We start from the raw sequence: 18,988 nt of genomic DNA, 5'->3' as shown, positions 1-18,988 counted from the left end.
CTATAATTGTTAGAAAAATCAATCACTGTAATCATTATAAATTTTACAAATACTACTTAATTTAGAGAATTATGGCTGTTTTTGAGGGTAATTTTGCAGGTAGTGTCGCCAATTTGCGTCTGGCAATTGTGATTGGACGTTTTAACGATTTAGTCACTGAAAAGCTGATTTCTGGCTGTCAAGATTGTCTCAAACGCCACGGAATTGATGTTGAACCTGATAGTGGTCAAGTGGACTATGTCTGGGTTCCTGGGAGCTACGAAATCGCCATGGTAGCACGACAGTTGGCCATCTCTGGCGGTTATAACGCTATCATTTGTTTGGGTGCAGTGATTCGCGGACAAACGCCTCATTTTGATTTTGTGGCATCAGAAGCAGCTAAAGGGATTGCTGCGGCAAGCTTTCAAACAGGGATCCCTGTTATTTTCGGTGTTCTGACCGTAGATACAATGCAGCAAGCTTTAGAACGGGCGGGAATCAAAAGTAATTTGGGTTGGAATTATGCTTTAAATGCCCTAGAAATGGCTAGTTTAATGGAACAGATAGGCTGCAGTCCTGTATCTGCTTCTCGCTCCAATTTACCCCCAGGAAATGAGGCTATTGCCTTACCCAAGGTTTCTAGCCAAAACGTGACTAATACTTAAAAAGCTCTTAGCCTAATCAAAAGTAGATTTTGAGGGCGCAAGCGTGAATTTAGTTCACGCTGTTGACCGTCCGAACTACTGTTGATTAAAGACTATTTATCTCATCGCTACTCGATAGAATAGGGGACTTAGACTCGTTTAGCTAAGAGCTATTAGCTAGGGCGTAGCCCGTTAAATAAATGATACGCTCTAAGATAGTGCAATAAATACTAATAAGCTTAAAGAAAACAAAATAATAAAAATCAAGAGTTTGAATTCAAAACTCTTCATAGTTTTCTTAACTTGAGTTAACCTTACGCTATGGAACATTGGTGTTTTTCGTCGCTGTTGCCTGGGAGCGCCTATAGATTTTGGCTGAGTATGATTTTTCGCCAATAAAAGCTCTAGCTGATTTAAGTTGTTTTGATTTCGTTGCTGATGTTGATTGTTGCGAGATAGGGCTGCTACTTTTGGCGGTTCAGCTTTTGGTAGTTCAGCTTTCGGTAGTTCAGCTTTTGGACCGATTTCTATAGTAGGTTTTTCAATTTTTAAATAATTGAACTTAGACTCACGGTTAAATTCCCGTTGAGAAGGTACTTGAGGTTGTGGAGGAAGTTCTTGAGCAGCTTGTGCTTGAGGTTGTGGAGGAGTTTGAGATGTTTGAGAAAATTGTTTTTCCAGTAAATCTGACTTGATTGCCGAGTATCCTTGATGAACCAATTTTATTGACCATTCAAGCTGTTGAGAAGAGGCACTTTTGAGCAGATACCCTTTTGCTCCTAAGGCAGTAGCCTTTTGAACATATTGCTCATCTTCGTAGCTACTAAGCATAATTATTTTAACCTGAGGAAATTTATCGCGAATTTTATCCGCTACTGTTAGTCCATCAATACCAGGCATATTAATATCTAGAAGCACAATATCTGGTTGCAGCTTTTCCATTTCTTGGAGTGCGATATTACCATCTTCAGCAGCTCCTACAACTTCAATTTCTGTTGCTTGTTCTAGTAATATCTTGATGCCTTCACGAACTATATTTTGATCATCAACGATGAGAATACGAATCATTAGAATATAACTAATTAAAAATTATTTTAGTGACTCGAATATTTTGCGAGTCTAATTTACCACCTATTATCTAACATTAGGCAAAATTAGTATAGTTGTAGATAGTTAATAAACCGACAATCGAGACTTGCTATCAGTTCAAATTCATACTGTCTGTTTCTATTGCCAAACTATTAAGATTATGAAAGTTATAAAGATTGATTCTCAATGATCTATGTGGATACTTGAGAGATAGTTGATTATACCGATCATTATTAATAGGTCTGGTGTAAATTAAAAAGTTTGATTAAGTGTTTTTCGGTAGTTTATTACGTCGTTGGCGTAGCTGAGTGTTTCAAATTTTGCTGGGTAGTAGGAGATGATGGTGATGAGGTGTAGTCTTAGAAATCGCCGACGAATAACTTTAGCTATTAGCTATTAGCTGAAAACTCATGAATCTGAATGTAACTAATTTACAAAAGGCTTATTTTATTAAACGTTTAATAGTATTGAACCTCGCAAGTAAAATTAAGTAAATTTGACCTATAAAGAAATTATTACTAGGGACTTATAAATTTTCATCTTCAAATTTATAACCAACTCCAACCACAGTTTTAATAAATGTCGGATTGGCTGTATCTGGTTCAATCTTCTTACGCAGCCTTCTGATATGAGTATCTACTACTCTCTCATCCCCGAAAAAGTCATTGCCCCAAAGTTTATCGATTAATTGGGTTCGACTCCAAACACGACCAGGGTAACTCAAAAAAGTTGCCAATAAATTAAACTCTAGAGTAGTTAAATCTAAAAGATCACTCCCTTGAGAGTCTAACTGTCTGGTAGCTGTATGTTGTGCTAAATCAACGGTAAAATGCTTGGTGCGATAAATTTGGTCAACTTCTTGTACTCCATGACGTAAGCTACGACGTAGTAAAGCTCTGACTCTAGCGACTAATTCTCTGGGACTAAAAGGTTTAACTAAATAGTCATCTGCCCCTGTAGAAAGTCCTATTACCCGATCTATTTCTTCTCCTCTGGCAGTCAACATCAAAATATAAGGGTCTTTATTGTCTGGTTGTTGACGGATACGAGTACATACTTCTAATCCATCTAAGCCAGGAAGCATCAGATCGAGGATTACTAGATCGGGTTGTTGCTGCTTAAATACAGTTAGGGCAGTTAAGCCATCGTTAGCAATATGACACGAAAAGCCTTCTCTAACTAAGGTTTGTTCGATTAATTGCGCAATTTCTTGCTGATCCTCAACAATCAAAATTTTCATCTGGACAATATTGAATCAAGTCAACTATGTGAAATTTAGCCGTTTTTTTGGGCAAACTAGGTTAGACAAATTATTAAGTTTAATTTTTCTTGTTTGCTAGCTGAAAGTCTAATTTTTAGAACTAACTAATATCAGGTTATGAAAGTAGCATTTTTCCGCAGTTTGCGTGTTCAGATTCCTCTATTAATCCTAATTGGTATGATCCCTTCAATACTCGTATCATTAAGTTTAGCCAGTTTTAATGCTACTAAAATTATTCGTGAAGATGCTCAAGAAAAATTAGCATTAGAAACTCAAGGTTTAGAGCACAGCTTATCGAAATGGAATGAAATGAATGTTCGAGCCTTAAAGAATCTTAGTAAACAACCAGCTATTGTCAGTATGGAGGTAGAAAAACAAAAACCAGTCTTAATGAAAATGCTGGAAACTTACGAATATTTATACACTGCCAGTACTACTGGTCTTGATGGAATTAATGTGACTCGTAGTGACAATCAAGCCCCTAAAAAATATGCAGATAGACCATGGTTTTTAGGGGCAAAAGCTGGAAATGATATTACCTATCAGACATTAATCGGACGTACTAGTAATAAGCCCTCTTTATGCCTTTCGGTACCAATTCGTCAACAAAAGGTAATCAAGGGCGTAAATTATATTTGTGCAACTCTTGATATTGTTAGCGAACAAATCAAAGCAGTTAAATTTGGTACAACAGGTTATGCTTTGCTTGTAAATGAGAATGGTCAAGTTTTAGCTCATCCAGATTCTACTTTTACGTCTGGAGATACCCTAACCGATCTGAGTAAATATCCTCCAGTCAATAACTTGTTATCAGGAAATGAAGGTGAATTTGTTTTTTCTGATGATACTAATACAGAATGGATGACCCACGGAACTCTATTGAATAATGGTTGGGGGGTATTAGTTTTACAGGAAAAAGCAGAAGTATTTGCCTCAGTAAAACAATTTAAACAAACAGCAATTTTAATTGCTCTGGCTTCAGTTGCCTTAGTATCTATTATTGCTTGGTTCGTGGCAGAAAGTTTAGTCAAACCTGTTATTAGTTTGACAAATGTTTCTACAAGTTTGGCAGCAGGAAATTTAGACCAAACTGTAAATATTGAACGTCAAGATGAATTGGGTTTGCTAGGTATTGCTTTTAATAAGATGGCTCGACAACTGCAAGAATCATTTGCTACTTTGGGCGATCGCACTCAAGAATTAGATCGAGCCTTAACCGCTCAAAAACAATCAGAACAAGCCCAAAAAACTGCTAAGGAAAAACTTCAACAGCAAGTTAGAGAGCTGCAAAGACAACTCAAGTTGGCGAATAACGGGGATTTAACTGTCCGCGCTCAGATCTCTGAAGGAGAAATTGGTCAGGTAGCAAGCTCTTATAATTCCACTCTTGAAAGTCTACGTCAAATTGTGGCACAAGTTCAATTAGCCAGTCAAACTGTGGCCAAAACAACCAATCTCAATGAATTGGCTATCTCCGAGTTATCTGCTGGGGCTATGTTGCAGACTGATGAAATTACGAATATTCTCAATCAAATGCAAACTATGTCGGTTGCCATACAGGCGATCGCTGATAATGCCGATCGAGCAGAAAAAATTATTGAACAAACAACGGACAAAGCTAGTGCAGGAGATATTGCCATTGAGCAAACAGTGCAAAGAATCTCAACCTTAGGTCAAACAGCCTCGGAAACCACCGAACAAGCAAAAAATTTAGCCAAAGCTTCGCGCAAAATTGCCAAAACTATTGGCTTAATTAGAAAAATAGCACTACAAACTAATGTCTTAGCTGTCAATGCCTCAATTGAGGCTGCTCGTGCAGGAGAAGAGGGCATAGGATTTACGGTGGTAGCTGATGAAGTTCAAGTTCTGGCAACTCAGTCGGCACAAGCCGCAACAGAAATTGAACAATTGGTGGGAGAAATTCAATTTGAGACTAGCAAAGTAGTTAAAGCGATGGAAACTAGTACTATAGAAGTTACTGAAGGCAGTCGCAATTTGGTGGCGGTTCGTACTGCTCTTCAACAAGTAAAAGGTGCCAGGGAGGAAGTGGATCGTTTAATCAAAACTGTAACCACTGTGGTAACAGAACAATCCCTAACTAGTCGTAACTTGACTGCCACTATGGAAGATGTTTCGGCGATCGCCCATAAAACTTCAACTTCAGCTACTAAAGTTTCTAGCTCTTTCCAAGATTTGCTAACCGTAGCCCAACAGTTAGAAGCCAGTGTGGGACAATTTAAAGTTAATTAATAATTATCCCGCTTCGCTCCGAAGGCAGAGGAATGAGAAGACCATTGACCAAAGCCATATTTACCACAACTATTATTTCCATACTTGGATTTGGTGTTTGGCTAGCATATGAACCATGGTTCAAACTTTCGGCAGCTTTTAAAACTGAATTAAATCCTCCCCCCAAAACATTTTTTAAAGGACAAAGCTGTATACTTGGAGAAACTCGTATAAGAGGCTGGATTAATATTGGTATTATTGAACAAAATCTTTATTTATCTCATACATCGCCTGGTGAAAATATTATAATTCTCCAGCCTTTATTAATAAATTTGGATGCAATTACCAAAATTGATATATGTTTTGAGCCTTTATTAAACGAGTGCTATAAATTTTTTATAGGAGATCCACACATAACAACTTTAGTTTTGGCACAAGATTTAATTGAAAAGTTAGAAGAAGATTATGGTGAACCAATATTTTCTAACAAATTAAGGGGATTTAGTTAAGCTATATCATGTGTTTGTATAATAGACGAGAAATTTTGGTCGAATTGAGGATTTTTTGAGATTAACTGTCCCACTCAACAGTTATTAAGAATTCAATTTCTTATTATCTGCGATCGCCCATAAAAATCGGATGGTTATTATAAAAAAAGCCATAACGGGGCTTCGCCGTATCTATAAGCTATAAGCTTAATTAGAAGAGGTTTTAGACCTCTCCTAATTGCAGACCACCAAACAAGTTTGGAGGGGGTCTTAAACCCACAAGCTATAGGTTTAAGGCTACTACGCAAGTAGTCAACTAAAAGGCTTAGAGCCTAAAGCTTAGAGCTTATAGCTTTTTGATAAGTTATTTACTTAAGTAAATAGCTTATGGCTTATAGCTTATAGATACGGCGAAGCCTCAGCAATATCTGAGATTAAAAAGTATCCAGAGATCTAAAATCTCCCTACCATTCTCCTGTAAGTAAGATTGAATGATAGGGTCAGATGACATCACTCGAAATTGATTTGAAAAATTATGTCGTTGTAGTCAAAATCGCTGTCACTGCTGATTTTATCCTCAAAACCAAAGGTATTATCAGCCAATAAGCGAATATGATCAAGACCATCGGCATTAGCAGCCAGATAAGGGACATAAACCTCATCAGTGTTCCCATCAGCTAGGATATAGGGAACATAAACCTCCCCACCTTCTAACTCCATTTGGAAGCCAGATGCAAACTCGTCAAAGCTTCCTACACTTAGGGCTTGTACAGCATCAATATAACCCTCATCTCCAGGCTCAATAAAATTACCTGTGATTGGGTCTTGAACTGTTCCCTTCTCAGCATCGATCACGGGATACAAACCCCCCAGATTATCGAAGTGGGATTCTCCAGTAACAGAGACTTTAACTTGGAAACTTCCTTTCAATTGCTCTAAATCGATAAATTCCTCAGTTGGCTCTCCCTGGGTAAGAGCACCAATGGTTTCCGATTCAGTGGTTAGCTCCATGATCATGTTCAGGTCATCAAAATCTTGATCGATTCCTTCGGTACTATCTTCAAAGTTGAGTTGGAAGCTGCCATTATCTAACTGCTCAACCTGTAATCTGTTGAAGTCATCGCCATTGATATTCGCGGTAGACAAGTAAACATTAGTAGGGGATTCTCCCGCACTTAACTCTGCCAACGCATTATCAACTGTGCCGTTTTGAATAAAGAAAAAGCCAAAAGAGCCAGTGGACGAAAAATCATCTAGAATTCTGGTTGGTGATTGACCAAATAGGGTCGAAAAATCACTCAAGACCGAGAACACGACGGTTCCATTATTTAAAACAGATTGCAGATATCCGTCTTCATTAGGATCAACGCCATCAATAGTACCATTCGAGTTTTCCACTTTGAAAATGCCGATTTCGTTGACCAAATCAGTCGTGCTATTCTGGAGAGTAAATTTTAGATGAGTTTCAGTACTTAACTCATCCAAGGTAACCACACTATGTCGAGTTTTTCCTTCGGGGTCAGCTACAGTATAAGTGAATGTAGTTTCGATCTCGGGAGATCCTCCAGAAAGCATGAACAATCCTCCTCCTTCGGAAAATGAATTATTTACATTCTCTTGGTCTAAGGAAAAAGGCTGATCAGTGCTCGGAGTGAAACGGATACGATTATTGTCAATAATAACTGTACCTGCACTGGGATTGGGTTGAGTTACACTGACTAAAGTTAATGCTTCCCCATCAGGATCGCGGTCATTGCTAAGTACGTCGAGAAACGTTGACTGCCCTGGAAATCGCATCAAGGTATAGTTATCGGCAGTGGCAATAGGGGCAAACAGATCGATAATTAGCTGTTGCTCTTGGATTTGACTAATATTCCCCGCCTCATCAGTAGCTTTCGCTTCAAGCTTAATTTTGTCGCCATCGATTAGGGTGGGAATAGTCCCAGTCTTGGTAGTGGCAGTAGCTAAGTCAATAGTCCAATGTCCAGCACTATCAGTCTTAGTTTCATAAGTCGCTTGACCATCTACATCTACTTCCACAATGCTTTCGGGTTCAGCTAATCCACTCATAACAGGGGTAAGACTACTGCTAACATCTGAGGAAGTGAACTGTGGGGCATTGGGAGCGACTGTATCAATCAGTAAATTTTGGCGGGTACTGGCACTAGTATTGCTGATGGGATCGATCGCTGTGGCGATAATTTGGACATTTTGTCCATTAGTTAGGGTAAGTTGACTTCCTGTATCAGGAGTTTGGGTTGTATCTACCTGCCAGTTACCATCTGGATCAGTTGTTGTATTGTAAGTGACATCAGCCTTTCCGTTTCGATCAACATCGATGCCCACTTCAATCAGGGTACCAGGCTCATCAGTCCCTTTAATAATCGGAGTCAGATTGTTGGTTACATCTTTGGAGGATAATTTGGGGGCGACTATTGTGCCTGTATCCACCGTCAATTGTTGGAGAGTTTTAGTACTAGAGTTATTCGCAGCATCAATAGCGATCGCTTCTAGATTGAGAATGCTCCCATTACCCAATGCAGGGAGATTTCCGCTCTTAGGTTGCTCTTGACCCAGTTTGAAATTCCAGTTTCCGGCACCATCAGTCTGTACTTCGTAGACAATATTGCCATTCACCGTGACTCTGACAGTGCTATTGTTTTCAGCTAATCCACTCAGTTCTGGAGAAATGGTATTAGTAACGTCTGGCGAGTTAAACGATGGTGGATTCGGAGGAGTAGCATCAATCTTAATATTTTTAGTAGTAGTAGCACTTGGATTACCCAATTGATCAGTGGCGAACGCCTTGATAATTGCTGTTTGCCCATCGACTAGACTAATAGTATTCCCTGTGATATCAGTTTCGGTGGCTAAATCCACCTGAAAGTTGTTACTGCCATCAGTTTTGACTTGATAAGTTGCATCTATATTCCCATCTCCTTCCCTATCGATTTCAACGGTTATATCACTGCTAGCATCATGGATACCACTGATAATGGGAGTTGTGGTGTTAGTAATACCTGAAAGGTCTAAGGTTGGAACCGAGGGACCTGTAGTATCGATTTCCAGTGTTTGAGTAGCAGGATTGCTGGGGTTCCCAGCCTCATCGGTTGCGATCGCGGATATATTGAGAACCGCTTGATCGGTTAGGGTAGGTAGAGTTCCAGTTACAGGTTGGGCTGTTCCTAAATCTAGTGTCCAGTTGCCACCAGGATCTACTTGGGGTTGATAGATATATTTGGTTCCATTAACCGTTATTTCTACTTCGAGAGTAGCATCCTTTTCCGTACTTCCTTCAATGATTGGGGCAAGTTTATTAGTTCTATCAGCGGAAGTAATACTTGCGGAAGGTGCAGTGGTATCAACTTTGAGTGCTTGTGTAGCAGGATTACTGATATTTCCTACTTTATCGCTATCTGTGACGGTAATTGTTGCTGTTTTCCCGTCTTCTAGAATGGGTTTATCTCCAGAAGTAGGTTGTTGAGATAAATCTACTTGCCAGTTACCACTGCCATCAGCTGTTTTTTCATAGGTACCTGACTTACCATTACTCTCAACTACAACCTTGACCGTGCTATTGGCTTCAGCCTTACCCGTAATCGTGGGAGTTAGGGTGTTAGTAACACCAGCAGAATCGATGCTAGGTTTTGCAGGGGCACCAGTATCTAAAGTAAGCGTTTGGGTATTATTCTTGCCCTGGTTGCCCGCTACATCTGTTGCGAAGGCAGTTATCTTAGCAGCAGTACCATTTACAAAATTAGGAGCACTTCCAGTTATCAGTTTGGCGGTGCTGAGATCGAGTGTAAAATTACCCGAATTCGTTGCTGTTGTTTGATAGCTAGCATCGGTGTTACCATCACCATTCCCATCGATGTCTATTTGCACTGTGCTACCTGGCTCAGCCGTACCACTAATAATTGGGTTCAGACTGTTTGTAGCATCGGGCGACGTAAATACAGGCTCTGGAGGAGCAACCGTATCGATAGTTAGCTCAGTTGGGGTGGGGTGACTTGTATTGCCCGCAGCATCTGTTGCCAGGACTCTAACTTGCACTTTTCCACTTTTCAGAGCTAGGGAAGATTGGTTTAAATCAACACTCCAAACACCATTGCCATCGGCAGTTGTTGTAAGGGTGGCATCTGGTTGACCGTTATTATCGGTATCTATTTGGACTAAGACTTTTGCATCAGCTTCAGCTTTACCTGTTAAGGGATTGAGGGTTGGATTAAGGATCGTACGATCCAAAGTGGGTGGATTAGGAGGAGTCAAATCTACAGCAAGAACCTGAGTAGCTGTTTGACTCTCTTGACCAGAAGGATCGATCGCCTTAGCTGAGAGAGTTGCACTGCTACCATCACTTAATGGAAAAAGAGAACTCCCCAAAGTTGGGGAAGCACTTGCCGTATCGACTTGCCAATTCCCTCGGGCAGTAGCTTTGATTAGATAGACCGCTTCAGAACTATTATTAGTAACCTTGAGGTTAATGGTACTACCAGGCTCTGCTGTACCCGTAATTGTAGGATTGGGTAAGTTAGTAAGCAAGGAGGATGTGATTTTGGGTGCATCAGGAATCTGAGTATCAAGCTCCTCAAAAGCGCCAATATCTGCCCGTCCATTTTCAATCCGTTTAAAACCCGTACCTCGTTGATCGGTGGTTAAGCCATTGTCATCACCTGTATTTATGGCAGGAGAGCCAGGTTGCAGAGCAATAGTTTGAGTTGGTCCTCCATTATCTTTCAGACCAGCAGGGTCTAGCAAGGGGTCTTGACCCACAATATTGCCATCTGTGCCATCGGTAATCTTGCCATTCCCTACTTCGAGCAAACTATTGGTGACTGTAATGGTTCCAGTATCATTAATATCGGCTAAAGTACCACCAATGTTATCTCCAACTAGAGTACTATTTAAGTTTAGGGTGCCTTTAGCAGCATTATTAATCCCCCCTCCATCTAGCAACGAGCTATTACCACTGATAGTGCTATTGCTTACGTTCACGCTGCCTGAAGCGTTGTATATTCCACCAGCAAAAAATCCCCCAGTGTTGCCACTAATGGTACTGTTGCTTACGTTCACATTGCCTAAGGCATTGTCAATTCCCCCGCCGTTAGATCTTGCTTGGTTGTCACTAATGGTGCTGTTGCTCACGTTCAGGGTGCCTGAATTGTTCTGGATACCTGCTCCATCTTGTGCTACGTTTCCGCTGACCGTGCTGCCCGTCAGAGTAACTGTTCCATTACTCTTGTTACCCAGTCCTCCGCCATTGATGGCTGAATTGCCGCTGAGTGTGCTACCCGTGAGGGTGAGATTCTCATCGTTGAGAATCCCACCACCATCATCACTTGTGAGACCCCTACTAATTGTCAAGCCAGAGAGGAAAACATCGAGATCGGGCGTACCATTGTTATCGTCAATATTCAAAACACGGCTCTTGTCGCCGCCATCCAGGGTGATATCTCCGCTGCCATTGCCATCAATATCACCTTCGATGGTTACAGCCTTAGCAATCTCGATCTCACTACCATTTAGGGCAATAGTTTGACCGCTCAAATTACTGGCAAAGGTAATCGTTCCACCATCGGCGATCGCGCCTAGGGCATCTCGAAGACTAATATCCCCATCGATGATACTGCCGTCTGTTTCATCAGTTAGGGTATCGACCTTTAGCTCGTTGAGAGGCGGATTTACAAACTCCAAGGCTCCTATATCTGCCCGTCCATTTTCAATCCGTTTAAAACCCGTACCTCGTTGATCGGTGGTTAAGCCATTGTCATCACCTGTATTTATGGCAGGAGAGCCAGGTTGCAGAGCAATAGTTTGAGTTGGTCCTCCATTATCTTTCAGACCAGCAGGGTCTAGCAAGGGGTCTTGACCCACAATATTGCCATCTGTGCCATCGGTAATCTTGCCATTCCCTACTTCGAGCAAACTATTGGTGACTGTAATGGTTCCAGTATCATTAATATCGGCTAAAGTACCACCAATGTTATCTCCAACTAGAGTACTATTTAAGTTTAGGGTGCCTTTAGCAGCATTATTAATCCCCCCTCCATCTAGCAACGAGCTATTACCACTGATAGTGCTATTGCTTACGTTCACGCTGCCTGAAGCGTTGTATATTCCACCAGCAAAAAATCCCCCAGTGTTGCCACTAATGGTACTGTTGCTTACGTTCACATTGCCTAAGGCATTGTCAATTCCCCCGCCGTTAGATCTTGCTTGGTTGTCACTAATGGTGCTGTTGCTCACGTTCAGGGTGCCTGAATTGTTCTGGATACCTGCTCCATCTTGTGCTACGTTTCCGCTGACCGTGCTGCCCGTCAAAGTAACTGTTCCATCCTGGTTACTCAGTCCTCCGCCATTGACGGCTCCGTTTCCGATGACCGTGCTACCCGTGAGGGTGAGATTCTCATGGTTGAGAATCCCGCCACCATTCTCATTACTTACGCTGCCTCCACCAATTGTCAAACCAGAGAGGAAAACATCGAGATCGAGCGTACCATTGTTATCGTCAATATTCAAAACACGGCTATTGCGTTCCCCATTCAGGGTGATATCTCCGCTGCCATTGCCATCAATATCACCTTCGATGGTTACAGCCTTAGCAATCTCGATCTCACTGCCATTGAGAACAATAGTTTGACCGCTCAAATTACTGGCAAAGGTAATCGTTCCACCATCGGCGATCGCGCCTAGGGCATCTCGAAGACTAATATCCCCATCGGTGATACTGCCGTCTGCTTCATCAGTTAGGATATCGACAGTTAATTGATTAAGTTTTGTTGTTGGTATTTGCATAGGTATTGTTGGTATTGTTGGTGTTTTTGGTATTGTCCATCAGGAATGGTTAAAGTAAGTAGCTCCTTGTTCGTCGGGGAGCTTGTCGTACCAGGGGGAGTCAAAGTATAGTCTGCGGAAATCTCGGCTAGACCACGGAGTTCGATAGTTACGTCGAGGTCTCCTGTCGTGTCTGCGCCTCGCGAGATCGTAAAGCTCCCTGGAGTACTCCCTTTTTCTGTGGCATTATCATCGGTAACACTAAGGCTAATCGTAGAAATCACGGGGGGAGCAGGATCTGCCTTGTTAGGAATATTATTTTTTTCATTCATATTATTGGTGTTTATATGCTCAAGCATCTTAATTAATCAACAGAATATATAAATAATTAATCACGGAGGAACGGCTTCGATTGGTAAGCTATTAAATGGCAAATCCCTTCGTGATAGACTGCTCGACGGATGAGAGGTCGAACAGAGTGTTTGTCTCAATCCATTCATCTCTAGTAAATTTTCTATATGGTGAATAACTTGTTCAGCCTTTAGATGATTCATGCAAGAATGTTCGCTCAGCAAACAAGAATGATTGCGAAAGCGGTTTTCTTGGCATAGGGTACAGGTATAATTTGAGTGGGCGATTTTCACTTGGGCTTGTCGAGGTGCCCAGAGCCTACAAGGGCTGGCTCCATTACCCTCTTGGTCGTTGCCAAAGATTGCGACAACAGGGCAACCTACGGCAGCAGCAATATGCATAGGTCCTGTATCGACAGAGATAAAGACTTTTGCCTGACGGCAAGTCCCTGCGAGTTCGGTAAGAGAAGTTTGTCCCCTAAGATCTATCAATGAAGTATTGGTTAACAACTCTGTTTCAGCATCGTTAGCGCAGTAATGCAATTGCTGAAGACTAGGACTGCTGCCCACTAAACCAACTGTAAAGGCTTGTGACTGGCACCACTCGATCACCTGTTGCCAGTATTTCACTGACCACATTTTGGCTGGACGAGAAGCTGTCACATGAATTAGCACATCGGGGACGCTAAACTGGGGGGGCTGGCTGGGAACCTCTAACTTGAAGAAATCGGTATCTACATAAGCAATACGACAAAAAATCTCGCTGATGTAATTGCTGCTAATCAAGCTGCTGTGACGTTGCAAAAACCCTGGACTATCCCAATCTGAATCGAGCAGCATTTTTTGCACTGGATCGTCGCTAGCATCTAGTTTCGAGCGAAAATCAAGCGATAGGGCACCGCCAGCCACGTAGGTAGGGCGTAAGGCGGTTACCATAACCAAATTAATTTCACTAAACTCATCACAATTAATCACCAAGTCATAGTTCCCTGCTTGCTGACGCCGCAGAAGAATGGCATTAGCTAAGGACTCCAAAAAGTTAAAATGTTGGGAATAAAGAGAGAATCGCCAGTCAATGTAGGGAGAGTGAATTTCAAAATCGCGAGTGATTTCGCTGCCAAAAAAATCTAGGACACAATCGGGATATTTCTCTTTTAGTCCCCTGAGGAGAGGAGTCGTAATCACAAAGTTTCCTACTTTGGTAGAGGAAAAAACGGCCAAGTGAGGTTTAGTAGGTAATGGTTGATCGCGAAAGAGTTTCATCATTAAATCTCTACCTCCAAAACTTGAAGTAAACGAGAAATCTGTTTTTGCCAGCTCCAATCTGCCATAAAGGCAGCTGCCGCTTGACCTCGATCTTTAGCCTTAGTAGCGTCAGTGTAGATAAGTTCTAGCTTTTCGACGATTTCTTCAACCTCAGATTCACCCCATCCCTCAACACCCTTAAAGGTGGGGATAGATTTGACTGGTCGTTGAGTTCTTAAGGGATAACAATGTTGTTCTTCAATCAGGTCTAGATGCCCAGTATTGGCTGAGAGAATAGTGGGAATCCCACAAGCCAAACATTCCATTGCTGCTAGATTAGTGCCACCTTCACAGCGATTGGGAAAAACAGCGGCATCAACTTCTCTCAAAATACTTCCCATTTGGTGATTGGGAATAGCTCCAAGGGCACAGAGGGCATTGGTTGGGATGCCATTGGCAGCTAGCCATTGAGGAATCAATAGTTGTTGCTGGTCAGAGAGTTGGGGCAACCCTACTACATAACCAGTTTGCTCTAGACCTGCCATATACTGAGGCCAGGCATTGTGCCAAGCAGTCACCAATAGTGCTTCTGGATGACGCTGATGAAACTGTTTAAAGGCTGCGATCGCAATATCTTGACCCTTGCGGTATTCCAATTTACCACCTGAAAAAATCACAAATCTTCCTGCCCAAAGGTCGGACTTTGACCCAGGATAAAAAAGAGTAGGGTCAATTCCCTGAAAAACTTGCCGTACCTGCTTAATGCCCTGACTTTTGAGTAAGTCTGTATTCCAACTAGAGCCGCTGACAATTAAATCGTAAGCGTTTGCCTGGTCTTGTTGCTGGGGTGAGATTTGAGTATCTTCTCTAAAAACAACCCCTACCCTGAGCTGACTATTGAATTCATCTGGCATCGTTAAACCTAAGAATTGAGAGTCAAGGGCATGGAGGGTAAATCCACCCAACGGAACTTTAGGATGGCGGTTACTTGCTGCTGAAACAGACTTTTGCTCTTGCCAAAGTGAAGCTAATTGAATTTGTTGAACGGGATTTAAATCATTTAGAGAAAGTTGTGAGGGAACAAGTAATTGGGGTTCGTAACCTTGGGTTTGCAGGAGTTGTAGGGTCAAATTCAGACCATATACGCCCCAGCCACTGGTAATGCTTACTGGCCAACCAATACCAATTTTCTGGGGACTTGAGGAGGAACTGCTCGAAGCTTCGGAGAGATCTTTTTGCTGAGTAATACCTGGTAGGAGTGGAGAAATATCTGACAGAGGAGGCGGTGGCACAAACTCTGTTAACGCAGCGATCGCCTGATCAAACACTCTAGACCAGTCACCAGGTCGCTGCTGGCGGAACAAGCGCATGGTTGGATACCAAGGGTTATCGTCGCGATCGCTTAGCCAGCGCCAATCGGGGACAAAGCTCAACATTACCCAGACGGGTTTGCCCAGAGCACCAGCCAGATGAACCACTCCAGTATCGACAGCAATTACAAGATCTAAATGTTCCATCGCTGCTGCGGTATCGCCCCAGTTGTGGATGTGTGGGTTGAGATCCTGGAGATTAATATCTGACGGCAAGTCGGAGAGTTCGGCAACCCTTGCGCCCTTTTGCAAGCTAAAAAATTGGACACCAGGGACTCGCAATAGGGTCAGAAAATCCAGCAACCGACAGGAGCGATTGCGATCATTGCCTTGGGTCGGACTGCCACCCCAAGCGATACCTACTTTTAGCTGGTCGGGCAGGGCACTGACCAGACCAGCCCATTTGTCTACTTTCCCAGACTGTTTAACAGGCGATCGTACATAGGGCACCTGAGTGGGAATTGTTTCTAAGGTGGTACCCAATACATGAGGTAAGCTCATGAGCGCAATATACGTATCAAAATCCCGGAGGGAAATGTCCCCTGGACCAAAGATTTTGTCAATGCCTGGAACAGTTGCTAGCAAAGGACGCAATACATCGGTACAGACAAGTAACACCCGCTCGGCTTGGGCTGCTACCAAGGGAATATAGCGGACAAACTGAATCGCATCCCCAGCACCTTGCTCGGTGTGAATCAAAATAGTTTTACCCGTTAGGTTGCTGCCATCCCATTTAGGCTTAGGGCAGTCTATCGCTACAAATTGATCGGTTTGCCAGCGCCACTCAAACTCGGCAAAGCCCTTTAAAAAATAACCATTGCTGAGCAGAATCATGCCCAGATTCATATGAGCCTTGGCGAAATCGGGTTGTAGAGCGATCGCCTTTTGGTAATAAGCAACAGTTTCTTCTAGTTTATTTTGCTTACTCAAAGCCATACCTATACTGTTATAGGCTTGAACGTGCTGAGGGTTCACCTCAATCACTTGCTGGAGATGATAAACCCCTGCAAGCCACTGCTCCAAATCGATATGGGTAACTCCCAGGTTATAGCGTGCTTCGATCGCATTGGGCTGAAGAGTTAGGCAACGATAGTAATGGCGGGCAGCAGCCACCCAGTCACCGTGATTGTGAGCCTCATTCCCTAAGCGAAACCAATGGTTAGGATCACCTGCCTGAGGCAACTGCTGCGTTAAAAATTCTTGTCGTCGAGGGATTTGAGCCTCTACCAGGGCTAAAACAACGGGAGAGATTTCTGACTCTTGTTGCAGTTTTTCTCTAGTAAAGTTATGAGTATTGCCTGAAAATTGTTTGGTTTCGACGGTGGATAGTTCCACCTCAACTACGCCAAAGAAATGATTAAGCAAAGCATGGTAAACGCGATCGCCTAACATATCATCCGAAAGAGAGTTCGCATCTAAATCTGCAAACCCCCCGATAAAGTGGTGGGCTGCTCTGCGAATGCCTATATTAAGTAAGCTACTCTGCTGTAGTTCAGATTGCCAGTCAGCATGAACAGAATCTGAAAATTGTAGTCCCGTTTTCACCGCAGCAGGGAAGAAGTTAGCAAGTTGGCATCGGGGTTGATGGTCTTCTGACAGCGGCTGATTTAAAGCCGTCAGCACAGTAAAAATATGTTTTTCTTGATAAATACTCCCAGGATCGCAGTAACAGATGACCTGAGCCTGGGACAAACTAACACCTGTATTCCGAGCGGCAGCCAACCCCTTGCAGTGATCGTGCTGAACTAGGCTGTAATGAGGTCGGTCAGCGCATAGGCTATTTACCCATTCCCAAGTGTTGTCAGTAGACCCATCATCAACAATTATCACTTCAAAAGTTAGCTTTTCGGATTGGGGATAGTGGGCTTGGCAGTAAGTCCAACTCGCATCAATGCTGTTGAAGGTTTTTTGTAAGTCGTATTCGTCCTGTTCCTGGAGAGTTTGGTCTTGCAGATTAAAGACCGGCATCACCACCACTACCGAAGTTACGCTAGCAGGAGCGGTAGGGGAGCGATCGCCCCAAAATATAGGCTGTTCATTCAGGGGGGTAAAAGCCACCTCTGCCAGAGCATCATCTGGCAACACATAAGAGGCATTGAGATGGTCAGTATCGCTATCAATAATCTCTGGAAATTTTATGCCATCAAGCACTTGAACTGCGAAGATTTCTTGAACTGCCTCTTCAAATTTGAGATAAGCCACAGTTTGCCCAGACTCTATGTTGACTACCCAAACCCCGCAGATGCGCTGTTCCATCTCCTCAACAATCGGCATATGGCTAAACATCGAGGTTTCTCGAACTTGAGAAAGACCAATAAAAGCCAGCGGACCATAGAAGTCTAGCCCACGAGTGAATCCTGGTAGCTCAACCACCCGTTCCCATTGCCCTGTTTTAGGGTCTACGGTAGCCAAACCGCCATATCCAGATTCCAACACCCAAAGGCGATCGCGATACCAACGGGGAGAATGGGGCATCGATAGCCCTTGAGCCACAATCTCATGGCTTTCAAAATCAATGATCAGCCCCCCATTGGCTTTATTACGACGCCAGCCTCCAGGAAAATCGCTGATACCCAGAGCGGTGACATACTTAGGTTGACCGTCAACCATTCCTAGCCCATTTAGATGACAGCGATCTTCAGGGGCATAAGCACTAACAAACTTAGGTCGCCAGCGCGGCACAAAGCTGTGGTCTCTATCGAGGTTACATAGACAACTAAAGCGAGTGTTGACAAACCATAACCCTTGATCTCCCCAAGCCATCTCGTGAATATCAATATCTCCCGTGAAATGAATATTTTGTGGCAAATAGCAAGCATCGTGCTTATCAGGCGGATGAAGTTTTGCGGCTGTTGCTGGTACATTTTTAAGTTCCCAGATCTGACTACCTGAACCAATAGCTAAACGAGACCCATCTGCCGCTAGACCCATCGGCTTATTGAACAGTCGAAAGTGGGTATTCAGGCTGCCCTCATTCGCGCGCACTACAATTAGCTTTCCAGCCTGATAAGTGGAAACTAACAACGAAATTCCCAGCTGATTTAACAAGTCTGGCAAGCTTTCGGTATGCAGACTACGATAAGATTGATCTCGCTCTTGAACAATTGATTTGGTTAGCGGTGTAGCTAGAATCACAGTTATGTTTAGAGGCTTAAAAGTAAATTTCTAAGTTAATAAAGTTCGATTTCAGAATTTAAAGTCAGAATGAACTTGACTAAAGAAAAATAATGATAATTTCATAAAATTTTACTGAAGAATAACAGGGATAAATCCAAATAAAAATCTTAATAATAAGGTTTATTGTGCATGTTATAAATAAATCATATTGAGAATTCAAGAAGTATTCCAAGATTATATATTGATGTTATTAAAAAAACATCAATATATTTACCTGGCTGCCAAATTTAAGATGTAATTATCTCCGAGTTATTACTTATTGAGCGAAGATAAAATTGGCGATATAGATTTTATTTCTTTATAGCTATTAGTCATTTTTCTAATATTCTTCAGAACCAAAAGGCAATACCTGTTAGCTTTTCAATAAAAATATACAAGTACG

Annotated in this window: 9 protein-coding genes; 3 read left to right on the top strand and 6 right to left on the bottom strand. The window is 42.4% G+C overall.

Annotation, left to right across the window (positions count from 1 at the left end; genetic code table 11):
• Positions 1–71: 71 nt before the first annotated feature.
• On the top strand, positions 72–644 hold the full coding sequence (gene ribH / locus PLEUR7319_RS0128480; RefSeq protein WP_019508638.1) for a 6,7-dimethyl-8-ribityllumazine synthase: 573 nt from the start codon (positions 72–74) through the stop codon (positions 642–644).
• Between the two features lie 189 nt (positions 645–833).
• Here ribH and PLEUR7319_RS38640 read toward each other — a convergent pair whose 3' ends face one another.
• A complete protein-coding gene (locus tag PLEUR7319_RS38640; protein WP_019508637.1) occupies positions 834–1,691 on the bottom strand; it encodes a response regulator transcription factor in 858 nt (285 codons plus the stop codon).
• Positions 1,692–2,238: 547 nt separating this feature from the next.
• A complete protein-coding gene (locus PLEUR7319_RS0128470; protein WP_019508636.1) occupies positions 2,239–2,952 on the bottom strand; it encodes a response regulator in 714 nt (237 codons plus the stop codon).
• Positions 2,953–3,090: 138 nt separating this feature from the next.
• On the opposite strand from PLEUR7319_RS0128470, the gene PLEUR7319_RS0128465 reads away from it, so the two are divergent.
• Positions 3,091–5,223, top strand: a complete 2,133-nt coding sequence (locus PLEUR7319_RS0128465) for a methyl-accepting chemotaxis protein (protein WP_019508635.1) — start codon at positions 3,091–3,093, stop codon at positions 5,221–5,223.
• 44 nt (positions 5,224–5,267) lie between these two features.
• A complete protein-coding gene (locus PLEUR7319_RS0128460) occupies positions 5,268–5,711 on the top strand; it encodes a hypothetical protein (protein WP_144054393.1) in 444 nt (147 codons plus the stop codon).
• Between the two features lie 489 nt (positions 5,712–6,200).
• Here PLEUR7319_RS0128460 and PLEUR7319_RS0128455 read toward each other — a convergent pair whose 3' ends face one another.
• From PLEUR7319_RS0128455 to PLEUR7319_RS40975, 4 genes are read right to left on the bottom strand one after another with little or no spacing between them, the layout of a single operon-like run.
• Complete coding sequence (locus PLEUR7319_RS0128455; RefSeq protein ID WP_019508633.1) at positions 6,201–12,485, bottom strand: Ig-like domain-containing protein; 6,285 nt, start codon at positions 12,483–12,485, stop codon at positions 6,201–6,203.
• Positions 12,452–12,796 (bottom strand): hypothetical protein, encoded by a 345-nt coding sequence (locus PLEUR7319_RS0128450; protein ID WP_019508632.1) that lies wholly within the window; start codon positions 12,794–12,796, stop codon positions 12,452–12,454. The genes PLEUR7319_RS0128455 and PLEUR7319_RS0128450 overlap by 34 nt, the downstream gene beginning before the upstream one ends.
• Before the next feature lie 60 nt (positions 12,797–12,856).
• Complete coding sequence (locus PLEUR7319_RS0128445; protein WP_019508631.1) at positions 12,857–14,080, bottom strand: glycosyltransferase family 9 protein; 1,224 nt, start codon at positions 14,078–14,080, stop codon at positions 12,857–12,859.
• Positions 14,080–18,564 (bottom strand): TIGR03032 family protein, encoded by a 4,485-nt coding sequence (locus PLEUR7319_RS40975; RefSeq protein ID WP_019508630.1) that lies wholly within the window; start codon positions 18,562–18,564, stop codon positions 14,080–14,082. The genes PLEUR7319_RS0128445 and PLEUR7319_RS40975 overlap by 1 nt, the downstream gene beginning before the upstream one ends.
• Between the last annotated feature and the right edge of the window lie 424 nt (positions 18,565–18,988).

Origin of the sequence: Pleurocapsa sp. PCC 7319 (genome assembly GCF_000332195.1) — a bacterium.
Lineage (GTDB): Bacteria > Cyanobacteriota > Cyanobacteriia > Cyanobacteriales > Xenococcaceae > Waterburya.
This window is presented reverse-complemented; position numbering and strand designations above follow the sequence as displayed.

Bases quoted from the DNA above. Each gene is read 5' to 3' on its own strand.
- ribH (WP_019508638.1), top strand. From the start codon at position 72: ATGGCTGTTTTTGAGGGTAATTTTGCAGGTAGTGTCGCCAATTTGCGT.
- PLEUR7319_RS38640 (WP_019508637.1), bottom strand. From the start codon at position 1,691: ATGATTCGTATTCTCATCGTTGATGATCAAAATATAGTTCGTGAAGGC.
- PLEUR7319_RS0128470 (WP_019508636.1), bottom strand. From the start codon at position 2,952: ATGAAAATTTTGATTGTTGAGGATCAGCAAGAAATTGCGCAATTAATC.
- PLEUR7319_RS0128465 (WP_019508635.1), top strand. From the start codon at position 3,091: ATGAAAGTAGCATTTTTCCGCAGTTTGCGTGTTCAGATTCCTCTATTA.
- PLEUR7319_RS0128455 (WP_019508633.1), bottom strand. From the start codon at position 12,485: ATGCAAATACCAACAACAAAACTTAATCAATTAACTGTCGATATCCTA.
- PLEUR7319_RS0128450 (WP_019508632.1), bottom strand. From the start codon at position 12,796: ATGAATGAAAAAAATAATATTCCTAACAAGGCAGATCCTGCTCCCCCC.
- PLEUR7319_RS0128445 (WP_019508631.1), bottom strand. From the start codon at position 14,080: ATGATGAAACTCTTTCGCGATCAACCATTACCTACTAAACCTCACTTG.